This is a genomic window from Pseudonocardia sp. UM4_GMWB1, assembly GCF_017312155.1.
Classification (GTDB): domain Bacteria; phylum Actinomycetota; class Actinomycetes; order Mycobacteriales; family Pseudonocardiaceae; genus Pseudonocardia; species Pseudonocardia alni.
Window position 1 is genome coordinate 5576119 of record NZ_QJPN01000001.1, and the last position, 12592, is coordinate 5588710.

Genomic DNA, 12592 nt, shown 5'->3' on the forward strand with positions numbered 1-12592 from the left:
CCCGGCCCCGCCTGGCTAACGTCGTCCCGATGAGCGGTGAGCTGCGACCGGTGGACGCCCGCGTGCGGGCACTCGAGTCGATCCTGGTCGAGAAGGGCTACGTCGACCCGGCCGCACTCGACGAGATCATCGAGACCTACCAGCACCGGGTCGGCCCGCGGAACGGCGCGCACGTCGTCGCCCGGTCCTGGACCGACCCGGACTTCGCGGCCCGGCTCGCCGACGACGCGACCGCGGCGGTCGCCGAGCTCGGCTACGGTGGTCGCGGCGGCGAGCACCTCGCCGCGGTGTTCAACTCACCGGGCGAGCACCACCTCGTCGTCTGCACCCTGTGCTCCTGCTACCCGTGGCCGGTCCTGGGTCTGCCCCCGGTCTGGTACAAATCGCCGGCCTACCGGTCGCGGGCGGTGCTGGACCCGCGCGGCGTGCTCGCCGACTTCGGGACCGTGCTCGACGACGACGTCGCCATCCGGGTGCACGACTCCACCTCCGAGCTGCGCTACCTGGTCGTCCCGCAGCGTCCGGCCGGCACGGACGGGTGGTCCGCGGACGAGCTCGCCGCGATCGTCTCCCGCGACGCCATGATCGGCACCCGGCTGGTGTCGGCGTGAACGGCGCGCACGACCTCGGCGGCGCGATGGGCTTCGGGCCGGTGGAGCCCGAGCCGGAGGACGTCCGGTTCCACGCGGGCTGGGAGCCGCTGGTGCTGGCGCTGACCCTCGCCGCGGCCCGCCCGGGCGGCTGGTCGATCGACGAGTCCCGGCACGCCCGCGAGTCGCTCCCGCCGCCGGTCTACCTGACCCTGACCTACTACGAGATCTGGCTCGCGGCGACCGAGAAGCTCCTGGTCACCCACGGCCTGGTCGGCGCCGACGAGCTCGACGCCGGGCGCCCCCTGCGCCCGCGCGCCGACGCCCCGGCCGCGCTGGACGCCGACGCCGCCGCCCGGGTGCTGGCCACCGGCGCCCCCACCGAGCGCGACGACACCGGCCCGCCCCGGTTCGCCCCCGGCGACCGCGTGCGGGCCCGGGTGATGCACCCGCGCGGGCACACCCGGCTCCCCCGCTACGTCCGCGGTCGCTGCGGGACCGTCGAGACGCGCCGCGGGACCCACGTGCTGCCCGACGCCCGCGCGCACGGCCACGGCGAGTGCCCGGAGCCGCTCTACACCGTGGTGTTCACCGGCCCCGAGCTGTGGGGCCCGGACGCCGACCCGACCACGACCGTCTCCGTCGACGCCTGGGAGTCCTACCTTGAGCCCGCCTGACGGCCCGGTCTTCGACGAGCCGTGGCAGGCGAGCGCGTTCGCGCTGGCCGTGGCCCTGCAGGACACCGGGACGCTGGACCGGCAGGAGTTCGCCGAGACCCTGGGCGGCGAGCTGGACACCGGCCTGGACTACTGGGACGCCTGGCTCGCCGCGCTGGAGCACCTGCTCGACGGGCTCGGCGTCGCCGACCGCGGCTCGGTCGAGGAGCGGACCGGCGCCTGGCTGCGTGCCGCCGTCGCGACCCCGCACGGCGCGCCGGTCACGCTCGACGCCGACCCGCTGCGCTCCTAGACGACGGCCCACACCAGCGCGGCCGCGGCGAACCCGACGACCGACAGGATCGTCTCCAGCACCGTCCAGGTCATCAGGGTCTGCTTCACCGTCATGTTGAAGTACTTGGCGACGATCCAGAACCCGCCGTCGTTGACGTGGCTGGCGATGATCGACCCGGCCGACACGGCGACGACGATCAGCGCGAGCTGCGGCTGGCTGTAGCCGCCCGCGGCGACGGTCGGGCCGATGATGCCCGCCGTCGTCACGATGGCGACGGTCGCCGAACCCTGGGCGATCCGCAGCGCCGCGCTGATCAGGTACGCCGAGGCGATCACCGGCAGCCCGATCGCGGTCATCGAGCCGGCCAGTGCGTCGCCGACGCCGGTGGTCTGCAGGACCTTGCCGAAGAACGCCCCCGCCCCGACGACGAGCAGGATCATCCCGACCGGGCGCAGCGACTCGCCGGAGATCCGGCCGAGCTCGGCCATCGACGTCCCGCGCCGGATGCCGAGCAGGTACAGCGCGAGCAGCACCGACAGCGTCAGCGCGATGGCCGGGGTGCCGAGCAGCACGAGGACGTCGCGGAGCACCGTGCCCTCGGGGAGCGTCACCCCCGCGACGGTCGCGGCGAGGATGAGCACCAGCGGGACCGCGATGATCGAGGAGATGAGCGCGACCGACGGGGGCGCGGCCACCGCGACCGCGGTCTGCGGGCCGGCCGTCTCCGCGGTGCGGACACCACCCGTCCCGCCGCCCGGGTCACCGTCACCGTTGCTGTCGCCGGCGTCGCGCGCGGAACCGGCCGGGCCGGGGGCGGCGGCCGGGGCGGCCCCACCGGGCAGGTCCTCGGGCACGCCGACCTGGATCCGCCGTCCGATGAACGAGCCCCACCAGACGCCGCTGACCAGCCAGGCGGGAATGCCGCAGAGCAGGCCCATCGCGATCACCCAGCCCATCCCGACGCCGAGCAGCCCGCCCGCGGTGACCGGTCCGGGGTGCGGCGGCAGGAACGCGTGGGTCATCGACAGCCCGGCGAGCATCGGCATCGCATAGAGGACCAGCGAGCGGCCGCCGCGGCGCGCGGCCACGTAGACCAGCGGCGCGAGCACGAAGATGCCGATGTCGAAGAACACCGGGATGCCGAGCACCAGCCCGGTGACACCCATCGCGAGCGGTGCGCCCTTCGGCCCGAACAGCCGCAGCAGCCGTTCGGTCAGGGCGTCCGCGCCACCGGAGCGCTCCATGATCGCGCCGAGCACGGTGCCCAGCCCGATGATCGGGGCGATGTGGCCGAGGATCCCGGCGAAGCCGGTCTCGAACAGCGAGTCCGACGCCTTGATCGGGGTGCCGACGAGGTCGGTGACCGACACGCCCGCGACGAGCGCGACCAGCACGCCGGTGACGATGAGCGCGATGAACGGCTCCAGCCGTAGTCGCATGATCATGATCAGCAGCAGCGCGACGCTGACGGCGGCGAGGGTGAGCAGGCCGGCCGTGTCGTTCTGCAGCCAGTCGAGGAAGGTCATCGTCGTCCTCCGGTGGGGTGGGTGCCCGGTGCGGTGCGGCCGTCGGCCCGGCGGCGCAGCGCGCGACCGGCGAGCGCGTCGGTGCGCTCCCCGCCGTCGATCGCGAAGGCTCCGTTGACCAGGACGTACGGGATGCCGGCCGCCTGCTGGGCGGGCTCGGCGAAGGTGGCGGTGTCGGTGACGGTGTCCGGGTCGAACACGACCAGGTCGGCGGCCAGGCCCGGCAGGACGCGACCGCGGTCGGCCAGGCGGAGCCGGCCGGCGGCGCGTCCGGTGAGGTGGTGGACGCACTCCTCCAGGGAGAACAGCCCGAGCTCGCGGCAGTAGTGGCCGAGGTAGCGGGGGAAGGTCCCCCAGGCCCGCGGGTGCGGCTTCGCGCCGACGAGCAGGCCGTCGCTGCCGCCGGTGTGCCGCGGATGGCGCATGATCGCGCGGACGTTCTCCTCGTGCCCGACGTGCTGCAGGATGCCGGTCCCGAAGTCGTCGCGGAGCAGGATGTCCACGCAGGTGTCGAACGGATCCGCTCCGGTCGCGCCCGCGATGTCGGCGACCGTGCGCCCGACCGTCCCGGCGAGCTCGGGGTTCGTGACCCCGCTGATCTCGATCGTCTCCCACTCGGCGACGACGCCGTGGCAGCCGTCGGAGCCGTGGACCTCCAGGTCCTCGCGGATCCGGGCGAGGGCGGCCGGGTCGCGCAGCCGCTCGCGGGCCGCGTCGAGGCCGCCGGACTGGCACCAGCTGGGCAGGATCGCCGACAGCGTCGTCGCACCCGGCAGGTACGGGTAGGTGTCGAGGGTGATGTCGACGCCGCGGGCGACGGCCGCGTCGAGCAGCGTGATCAGCTCCCCGGCCCGGCCCTTGTTGGGGCCGAAGTTGAGCGTGGCGTGGGCCAGGTGCAGCGCGCACCCGGACCGCTCGGCGACGCCGACCATTTCGGCGTAGGCCTCCAGCGCGCCCGCGCCGTAGCTGCGGTGGTGCGGGGAGAAGAAGCCGCCACGCTCCCCCACCGCGGCGCACAGCGCGGCGAGCTCGGCGCCGTCGGCGTACATGCCGGGGGTGTAGGTGAGCCCGGCCGAGAGGCCGACCGCGCCCTGGTCCATGCCGGTGCGGACGACGTCGGCCATCCGGGCGATCTCCGCCTGGGTGGCGGGGCGGTCGTCCCAGCCGCAGACCAGCGCGCGGACGGTGCCGTGCGGGACGAGGTAGGCGGCGTTGCCGGCGATGCCCTCGTCGAGCCGGTCCAGGTACTCCGCGACGGTGCGCCAGGTGAAGAAGTCCGCGCCGGGGTCGCCGTTCCAGCCGGCGATCGCGCGGCGCAGCACGGGCAGCACGGCGTCGTCGACGGGGGCGTAGGACAGCCCGTCCTGGCCGATGACCTCGGTCGTCACGCCCTGGGAGACCTTCGCGAGGTGCGCGGGCTCGGTGAGCAGGCGCAGGTCGGAGTGGGCGTGCATGTCGACGAACCCGGGGGCGACGACCATCCCGTCCACGTCGACGACCCGCTCGGCCCGTCCGGCCGCGTCCGGCCCGACCGCGGCGATCCGGTCGCCCTCGACGAGCACGTCCGCGGTGTACCGGGGCCCGCCGGTCCCGTCGACGACGGTGCCGCCGCGCAGCAGCGTGCCCATCAGAAGAACGTCCGGACGAGCTCGACGACCTGCGGGTCGGGGTCGGTGCCGTCCAGCACCGGGATCCAGCGCCACTTGTCGAACGCGGTGCACGGGTGCGAGAGCCCGAGCCGGACGACCTGCCCGATCCGGACCTGCTCCTCGGTGCGCAGGAACGCGTGCTGGTCGTTGACGGCGGTGACGGTGCCGGTCAGCGGCCGCGAGGGCGACCCGAGGTCGTCGGCGATCCGCTGCGGCTCGGGCAGCCCCTCGTCGAACGGGACGTCGCGCTTGCCCGCGTCGAGCAGCGCCAGGCCTGGCTCGGGGGTCGACACCACCCGGGCGGTCACGTGCATGGCCGAGCGGAACGGGCGCTGCTCGTCGTCGCGGGCCAGCGGGGAGATGCCGCGGTAGAAGCCGTCGTCGTGGACGAGGTAGGCGCCCGAGCGCAGCACGACGCGGGTGCGCGCGTCGGCGAGCCCGGCCAGCGCGGCGACGACCTGGTCGAAGTAGGCGCTGCCGCCCGCGGTGACCACGACCTCGTCGGTCCCGTAGGACGGGGCGAGCCGGCGGTGCAGCTCGGCGAGGTCGTCGAGGTAGGCGCGGACGGTCGCCAGTGACGCCTCCGACGGGTCGTGCGCGAGGGCCCCCTCGTAGCCGCCGACCCCGGCCAGCGCCAGCACCGGGCTGGCCACGACGGCCGACGCCACCCGCTCGGCCTCGGCCAGGGTGCGCGCGCCGGTCCGGCCGCCGGGCGCCCCCAGCTCGACGACGACGGCGAGCGGCCGTGCCGGGGACCCCGCGGCGGTGGTCATCGCGGTGACGGCGTCGACCGAGTCGACCCAGCTCAGCACCTCCAGGTCCGGGTCGGCGTCACGCGCGGCGGCGACGGCCCGCACGCCTGCCGGGTCGACGAGCGCGTTCGCCAGCAGCACCCGTCGCACGCCGGCGTCGATCGCGATCCGCGCCTGCCACGGCGTCGCGACGGTGATCCCCCAGGCACCGTGGCGCAGCTGCAGGTCCCACAGCGCGGGGGCCATCGTCGTCTTGCCGTGCGGGGCGAGGTCGACGCCGTGCGCGGCACACCAGCCGGCCATCCGCTCGGCGTTGGCGTGCAGGGCCGCCCGGTCGAGGGTGAGGACGGGCGTGGCCAGGTCCGACAGCCGCGGCCCGCCGGCGAGCCACTCGTCGACCGTACCGGGCAGCGGCGGGACCGACTTGGCGTACGGGCCGGGCCGTTCGGCGCCGAGCGACGCGTACCGGAGCATCCCGTTCTCCCCTCTGAGCAGGTACGTTGCGTATTCTGCAGCGCTAGTTGCGTATTTCGGTGCGGCTGTTCTAGCATCGCCGCGACAGATCGGTCAACGACGGCGGAGGAGAACCCAGCAGTGGAAACCCCGGGCCGCAGCGCCGTGGTGTGCTTCGGCGAGGCCCTCGCCCTGGTCCCCGACGCGGCCGCCGTCGACGACCCGCGGGCCCCCGCGCACGCCGCGGGTGCCGAGGTGAACGTCGCGCTCGATCTGGCCGCGGCCGGCGTCGCGGTGGCGTGGGTCGGGCGTCTCGGCGACGACCGGCACGGCGCCCTCGTGCAGCACACGCTCGCCGCCGCCGGGGTCGACACCGGTGGGATCGGCGTCGACCCGGACCTCCCGACCGGCCGTTACGCCAAGTACCCGGCGCCCGACGGCGGCACCGTCATGACCTACCGGCGGTCCGGATCGGCGGCCTCGGCGGCCGGGCCCGAACTGCTGGAGCTGCCCGCGGTACGCGACCGGATCGCCGACGCGGACTGGGTGCACGTCAGCGGGATCACCGCGGCCGTGTCGACGTCCTGCGCGGCCGCGCTGGCCGCGCTGCTGGCCCGCCCCCGCCGGTACCGGGTCGTGTTCGACGTGAACTGGCGCGAGCAGATGTGGCCCGACGGCGACCCGGCCCCGGTGGCCGCGCTGGCCGATCGGGCCGACGTCGTACTCGTCGGGGCGGACGAGGCGCGGCGGGTGTTCGGCACCGACGACCCGGCCCGGCTGCGCACGCTGCTGCCCGGCCCGGAGCTGGTCGTGGTCAAGGACGGCGCCCGGCGCGCACTGGCCGTGCACCGCGACGGTGCGGTCACCGAGCGCGCGGCGCTGGTCGTCGACGTCGTCGAGCCGGTCGGGGCGGGCGACGCGTTCGCCGCCGGGCTGCTCACCGGCCTGGTCCGCGGCGAGGACGTGGGCCGCTGCCTGCGCCGGGGCCACCTCGGTGCCGCCGCGGTGCTCGTCGTTCCCGGCGACTCCGCCGCGCCGCTGCCCGAGCACCTGCTCGACCTCGACGACGACGCCTGGGCGACCCTGCGCGTGAGCGCCGACCGGGAGGCCGTGTGAGCACCAGCCTGACCAAGGCGCTGCGGATCCTGGTGGTCCTCGGGGAGGGCCCGGCGTCGCTCGACGAGCTCGCCACGGCGCTCGAGGTGCACAAGACGACCGTCCTGCGGCTGTTGCGCACCCTGGCCGACGAGCACTTCGTGCACCGCGACGACCACCACCGCTACCGGCTCGGCTCGCGGCTGTTCGAGCTGTCCTCGCGCGGGCTGGACCAGCGCGAGGTGCGCACGGTCGCCGCGCCGCACCTGCACGCGTTCAACCGGGCCCACGGCCACACCGTGCACCTGTCCGAGCGCGACGACGGCGAGATCGTCTACATCGACAAGCTGGAGTCGCTCGACACCGTGCGCATGGCGTCGCGGGTCGGGCTGCGCGGACCCGTGCACTCCACCGCCGCCGGGAAGGTGCTGCTCGCCGACCTGCCCGCGGCGGAGCGGAACCGGGTGCTCGACGACGTCGACTTCCCCGCCCGCACCCCGCACACGATCACCGACCGCGACGCCTACCTGGCCGAGCTCGCCCGGGTGCGCGAGCAGGGCTGGGCCCAGGACCGCGAGGAGAACGAGGCCTCGATCAACTGCATCGGGGCGCCGGTCCGCGGACCGGCCGGAACCGCCGTCGCGGCGGTGTCGGTGTCCGTGCCGACCATCGTCGCCGGCTACGACCAGCTGATGGAGCTGGTCCCGTCACTGCTGGCCGTCACCGGGACGATCTCCCGCGACCTCGGCTGGCGCCCGACCCGAGAGGATCCCCCCGCATGACCACCGCCGCCAACGGCACCGTGACCACCACCGACGCACCCGCCCCCGCGCACACCTTCAGCCAGGGCGTGCGCAAGGGCGGCCTGCTGCAGGTCTCCGGGCAGGGCCCGATGGACCCGGCGACGAAGCAGTACATCGCGCCGGGCGACGTGCACGCCCAGACGCTGCGGACCCTGGAGAACGTCCGCGCGATCCTGGAGGCGGGCGGCGCCTCGGTCGGCGACGTCCTGATGTTCCGCGTCTACCTCACCGAGCGGGAGCACTTCTCCGCGATGAACGACGCCTACGGCGAGTTCGTGTCCCGGCACGTCCCCGACGGTGCCGCGCTCCCCGCACGCACCACCGTGTTCGTGGGCCTCCCCCACGCCGAGATGCTGGTGGAGATCGACGCCCTGGCCGCCCCGGCCGCCTAGCAACTCGCCGAGATGCACGTTCCCGCCCCCACCGGGGCGACAACGTGCGTCTCGACAGGGCGACGTCGATCGGGCGTTGCGGAACCGTGCTCCCGGCCACGGCAACGCGACGCTCGGAAGGCGTCGGCCGAAACCGGACTGCTGCTCGACCTACGGCTCCCTCAGCGGGCGTAGCGCAGCTCCGCCCGCGCCCGGGCCTTCGCCGCCTCCACCTCACGGTCCTTCGGCGGGGCGGTCGTGGTCAGCCCGTCGAGCAGCTCCCGGGTCGCCTCGGCGACGGCGGCGACCGCCCGTTCGAACACCTCGGCGTTGGCCTGCGACGGCTTCGCCGCCCCGGCGATCTTGCGGACGTACTGCAGCGCCGCGGCGTCCACCTCGTCGGTCGTGGCCGGCGGCTCGAAGTTGTGCAGCGTCCGGATGTTGCGGCACATGGGCACCCCCTGGATACGACGACGGCCCGCCCCGCGACCGTAGCGCGGGACGGGCCGTCGACCGAGTGCGAACTACTGGACGACGTGCATCGACCCGTCGAGCTCCCCCGCCGCCTGGCGCCGGTTCAGCACCGCGAGGCGGGTGAAGGAGTGGTCGAACGCGTCCTGGGTGAGACCGCGGTTCCGGTACTCGGTGGCGAGCTGCTCGGCGCCGGCCGGGATCGTCCAGGACGCCTCGAAGCCGAGCTCCTTGCGGGCCCGGGCGAAGTCGACCCGGTAGGAGCGCGGGTCGTTGCCGGCCTCACCGGTGATGTTCAGCGTCGAGCCGGGGACGGCGTCGATCACGGCCTGCGCGATCTCGGCGACGGTCCGGTTGTTCGTCTCGGTTCCCACGTTGTAGGCCCGGGCCCGGACGACGTCCGCCGGGGCGCCCAGCGCCGCGACGACCGCACCGGCGATGTCCTCGGCGTGCGCGAGCGGACGCCACGGGGTGCCGTCGGACAGCACGGTGACCTCGCCCGTGAGGACCGCCCGGCCGACCAGGTTGTTCAGCACGATGTCGGCGCGCAGCCGCGGCGAGAACCCGAACGCGGTCGCGTTGCGCATCGAGACCGGCACGAAGTCGGCGTCGGCGAGCTCGGCGAGGTCGTCCTCGACGCGGACCTTCGAGATCGCGTAGGGGGTGACCGGCTTGAGCGGGGCGTCCTCGTCGACGAGGTCGTCGCCGGACTGGGCGCCGTACACCGAGCAGGTGGAGGCGTAGACGAAGCGGCCGACACCGGCTTCCTTCGACAGCCGGGCCAGCCGGGTCGACGCGTGGTGGTTGATGTCGTAGGTGATCTCCGGGGCCAGCGAGCCCAGCGGGTCGTTCGACAGCGCCGCCATGTGGACGACGGCGTCGAACCCGGCCAGCTGGTCGACGGTGACGTCCCGCAGGTCGGTCGACATCCCGTCGACGTCCGGGGTGTCCAGCGAACCCAGCACGCAGTCCGCGAACAGCCCGGAGTCCAGGCCGATGACCTCGTGACCGGCGGCGGCGAGCAGCGGCGCCATCACGGTCCCGAGGTAGCCCTGGTGCCCGGTGAGCAGTACGCGCATGAATATCCCTTTCTCGGCGGTGTGTGCGGGGTCAGAAACCGCTCGGCTCGGAACCGACCATCGGCGCTGCGGACAGCGTCAGCTTCTGGACGTGGAAGCCCTCGGCGTAGCGGGCGTGGCACTGCACCCCGCGCACGCGGGCCAGGCCGCGGAAGGTCTCGTCGTCGAACCAGGTCCGGTCGCGCTGGCTGCCGTAGTGCTCGTTGAGCTTGGCGATCTTCTCCGTGAGCACCGGCTCGGACAGCGGCAGGAAGACCGTCGGCTGGGCGAGGTCGCCCTCCCACTTGAGGATCTCGTAGCCGAGCGTCAGGTGGTCGCGGAACGCGGTCGGGATCATCTGCGACAGCGTCCGGTGGTCCTGGTGGGCGTCGTGCGGCGACGGGCCGATCACCAGGTCCGGCTCGCTGCGGCTGCGCAGGTCCTCCAGCGCCATCTTCGCCCGCTCCCAGTGCTGCGGGACGCGGCCGTCGGGCAGGTCCATGACGACGACGTCGAGGTGCGCGCCGGGGGTGAACGCGGCCAGTGCGGCCCGCTCCTCCTCCTCGCGCAGCGACCCCGCCCCGGTCAGGACCAGCGCGGTTACCTGCACCCCCGGATAGGCGCGGCACAGCTCCAGGAGCATCCCGCCGGCCCCGATCGGGATGTCGTCACAGTGGGCGCCGAGCAGCAGGATGCGGTCCAGCCGCTCGGGCAACAGGTTCAGCACGGTCTCTCGTTCCCCCCGGAATCGCGGCCTAGTCGCGCTGGTGGCTGCTGCGGTGCATCTCGGCGATCGCGGCCTGCAGCGGGTCCTGGTCGGTCTCGTGGGACTCCCAGAGCATCCACGGTCGCGCGCCGCTCTGGTAGGCCGCCTCCAGCGCGTTGCGCTCCTTGACGGTGTCCGCAGGCTGCCAGAAACCGCGGTGCCGGTAGGCGGACATGCGGCCCTTGCGCGCCAGCGGGGCGGCGGCGTCGGCGATCAGGTCGCAGTCCTTCTCGAGGAAGTCGAAGATCTCCGGCCGGAACATGAGGTAGCCGCCGTTCTCCCAGATCGGCATCTCCTGCAGCGTGGTGATCGACTCGAGCCTGCCGTTGTCGTCGACGTCGACGCAGTGGAACGCCGACTGCGGCGGCACCGCCATCAGCTGCCCGACGGCGTCGGTGCCGGCGAACTGCTCGACCATCCTGTCCAGCGGGGCGTCGGTGAGGACGTCGGCGTAGTTCGCGTGGAACATCTCCTCGTCCTTGACCAGCGCCTTCACCCGGCGCAGACGCTCACCGATCGGCGAGTCCAGACCGGTGTGGACGAACGTGATGTTCCAGTCCTTGATGTCGCTGCCCATGAGCTCGACCTCGCCCTGGTGCAGCACGAAGTCGTTGGACTCGGTCTCGTCGTAGTCGAGGAAGTAGTTCTTGATGTGGTGCGCGCCGTAGCCCAGGCACAGGACGAAGTCCTTGTGGCCGAAGTGGGCGTAGTAGCGCATCACGTGCCAGATCAGCGGGCGCGGCCCCACCGGGTGCATCGGCTTCGGGAGGTCGGACGCGCCATCGCGCATCCGCATGCCGTAACCACCGCAGAACAGGACGACCTTCACGTCAGACCACCTCGAGCGACGGGATCGGGAAGACCAGCGTGCCGCCCCACTCGCGGACGTAGGACAGCTGCTCGGTCAGCTCGGTGCGCAGGTTCCAGGGCAGGATCAACACGTGGTCGGGGCGGTCCTGCGCGATCCGCTCCGGAGCGAAGATCGGGATTCGGGTGCCCGGCGTTAGCCGCCCGTGCTTGTACGGGTTCCGGTCCACCGTGTACTCGAGCAGGTCGGGCCGGATGCCGCAGTAGTTGAGCAGCGTGTTCCCCTTGCCCGGGGCGCCGTAGCCGACCACGCGCTTCCCCTGCCGGCGGGCGTCGATGAGGAACGACACCAGGTCGTCGCGGATGGTGGAGACGGCCTCGGCGAACCCGTCGTGCCCCTCCGGCGTGTGCAGCCCGGCGGCCGCCTCGGCGTCCAGGACCTCGCGGACCTTCGCGCTCGGCTCACCGGCGACATCGGCCGGGCGCGCCCACATGCGGATCGAGCCGCCGTGGGTGTCGAGCAGCTCGACGTCGACCAGGGTCAGCCCGCCCGCGGCGAGCGCCCGCTGCCCGGTGAGCAGCGTGTAGTACTGGAAGTGCTCGTGGTAGATCGTGTCGAACTGCTTGCGCTCGACGAGCGTGAGCAGGTGCTGGACCTCGATGGAGACCCAGCCGTCGTCGGCGACCATGGCGCGCAGTCCCTGCGCGAAGCCGACGACGTCGGGGATGTGGGCGAACACGTTGTTGCCGCAGACCAGGTCCGCCGGGCCGTGCTCGGCACGGACCCGGGCGCCGGTCTCCGGGGTGAGGAACGCGGTGAGCGTCGGGACACCCTTCTCCCGGGCGGCCTCACCGACGTTCACGCTCGGCTCGACGCCCAGACAGCGGATCCCCTTCGCGACGACGTGCTGGAGCAGGTAGCCGTCGTTCGAGGCGACCTCGACGACGAACGAGCCCGTGTCCAGCCCGGCGCGCTCCTGCGCCGAGTCGACGAAACGGCGCGCGTGGTCCACCCAGGACGAGCTGAACGAGGAGAAGTAGGCGTACTCCTCGAACGTCTCCTCCGGGCTGATCTCCGGCGGCAGCTGGGCGAGCAGACACGAGTTGCACACCCGCACGTGCAGCGGGAAGGTCTGCTCGGGCTGCTGTGCCGTCTGCTCGGTGAGGAACAGTTCGCAGGGCGGTGTGGCGCCCAGGTCGCAGAAGCTGCGCAGGTCGGTCGTGCCACAGAGACGGCACGTCAACGCGGTTCCGGACCCGATCGACGACGTCGTCCCGGAAGCATCCGTGTTCAGCACGC

General features: G+C 73.5%; 14 protein-coding genes. 6 read left to right on the plus strand and 8 right to left on the minus strand.

Going from position 1 to position 12592, the window contains the following annotated elements:
- Positions 1 to 29: 29 nt before the first annotated feature.
- The 3 genes from nthA to DMP15_RS26220 are packed head-to-tail and all read left to right on the plus strand — an operon-like array spanning position 30 to position 1559.
- Positions 30 to 611 (plus strand): nitrile hydratase subunit alpha, encoded by a 582-nt coding sequence (gene nthA / locus DMP15_RS26210; RefSeq protein ID WP_073577641.1) that lies wholly within the window; start codon positions 30 to 32, stop codon positions 609 to 611.
- Entirely contained in the window at positions 608 to 1267 is a 660-nt protein-coding gene (nthB, locus tag DMP15_RS26215) for a nitrile hydratase subunit beta (protein ID WP_179761071.1), read from the plus strand. The genes nthA and nthB overlap by 4 nt, the downstream gene beginning before the upstream one ends.
- Positions 1254 to 1559, plus strand: coding sequence for a nitrile hydratase accessory protein (locus DMP15_RS26220; protein WP_073577639.1), 306 nt, complete (start codon positions 1254 to 1256; stop codon positions 1557 to 1559). The genes nthB and DMP15_RS26220 overlap by 14 nt, the downstream gene beginning before the upstream one ends.
- Here DMP15_RS26220 and DMP15_RS26225 read toward each other — a convergent pair.
- From DMP15_RS26225 to DMP15_RS26235, 3 genes are read right to left on the minus strand one after another with little or no spacing between them, the layout of a single operon-like run.
- Positions 1556 to 3067, minus strand: coding sequence for a GntP family permease (locus DMP15_RS26225; RefSeq protein ID WP_337826597.1), 1512 nt, complete (start codon positions 3065 to 3067; stop codon positions 1556 to 1558). The two genes, DMP15_RS26220 and DMP15_RS26225, sit on opposite strands and share 4 nt — an antisense overlap.
- Positions 3064 to 4695, minus strand: a complete 1632-nt coding sequence (locus DMP15_RS26230) for an N-acyl-D-amino-acid deacylase family protein (RefSeq protein ID WP_337826598.1) — start codon at positions 4693 to 4695, stop codon at positions 3064 to 3066. The genes DMP15_RS26225 and DMP15_RS26230 overlap by 4 nt, the downstream gene beginning before the upstream one ends.
- Positions 4695 to 5942 carry an amino acid deaminase gene (locus DMP15_RS26235; protein ID WP_337826599.1) on the minus strand — a complete coding sequence of 416 codons (1248 nt, stop codon included), beginning with the start codon at positions 5940 to 5942 and terminating at the stop codon, positions 4695 to 4697. The genes DMP15_RS26230 and DMP15_RS26235 overlap by 1 nt, the downstream gene beginning before the upstream one ends.
- Positions 5943 to 6062: 120 nt before the next feature.
- On the opposite strand from DMP15_RS26235, the gene DMP15_RS26240 reads away from it, so the two are divergent.
- Genes DMP15_RS26240 through DMP15_RS26250 form a run of 3 tightly spaced genes read left to right on the plus strand, consistent with a single transcriptional unit; the run spans position 6063 to position 8211 of the window.
- Positions 6063 to 7037, plus strand: a complete 975-nt coding sequence (locus DMP15_RS26240; protein WP_337826600.1) for a sugar kinase — start codon at positions 6063 to 6065, stop codon at positions 7035 to 7037.
- On the plus strand, positions 7034 to 7798 hold the full coding sequence (locus DMP15_RS26245; protein ID WP_337826601.1) for an IclR family transcriptional regulator: 765 nt from the start codon (positions 7034 to 7036) through the stop codon (positions 7796 to 7798). Before DMP15_RS26240 ends, DMP15_RS26245 begins: the two co-directional genes overlap by 4 nt.
- Positions 7795 to 8211: a RidA family protein gene (locus tag DMP15_RS26250; protein ID WP_167379109.1), complete on the plus strand. Its 417-nt coding sequence runs from the start codon at positions 7795 to 7797 to the stop codon at positions 8209 to 8211. Before DMP15_RS26245 ends, DMP15_RS26250 begins: the two co-directional genes overlap by 4 nt.
- Positions 8212 to 8372: 161 nt before the next feature.
- On the opposite strand, the gene DMP15_RS26255 is transcribed toward DMP15_RS26250, so the two are convergent.
- The 5 genes from DMP15_RS26255 to DMP15_RS26275 all read right to left on the minus strand — a co-directional run bounded on the left by DMP15_RS26255 (position 8373) and on the right by DMP15_RS26275 (position 12590).
- Complete coding sequence (locus DMP15_RS26255) at positions 8373 to 8642, minus strand: DUF2277 domain-containing protein (RefSeq protein WP_178374489.1); 270 nt, start codon at positions 8640 to 8642, stop codon at positions 8373 to 8375.
- A 72-nt stretch (positions 8643 to 8714) separates the two neighbouring features.
- Entirely contained in the window at positions 8715 to 9740 is a 1026-nt protein-coding gene (locus DMP15_RS26260) for an NAD-dependent epimerase/dehydratase family protein (RefSeq protein WP_073577633.1), read from the minus strand.
- A 31-nt stretch (positions 9741 to 9771) separates the two neighbouring features.
- Positions 9772 to 10446 (minus strand): PIG-L deacetylase family protein, encoded by a 675-nt coding sequence (locus tag DMP15_RS26265; RefSeq protein WP_073577632.1) that lies wholly within the window; start codon positions 10444 to 10446, stop codon positions 9772 to 9774.
- A gap of 28 nt (positions 10447 to 10474) precedes the next feature.
- Positions 10475 to 11314 (minus strand): sugar phosphate nucleotidyltransferase, encoded by an 840-nt coding sequence (locus DMP15_RS26270; protein ID WP_073577631.1) that lies wholly within the window; start codon positions 11312 to 11314, stop codon positions 10475 to 10477.
- 1 nt (position 11315) lies between these two features.
- On the minus strand, positions 11316 to 12590 hold the full coding sequence (locus DMP15_RS26275) for a class I SAM-dependent methyltransferase (protein ID WP_337826602.1): 1275 nt from the start codon (positions 12588 to 12590) through the stop codon (positions 11316 to 11318).
- Between the last annotated feature and the right edge of the window lie 2 nt (positions 12591 to 12592).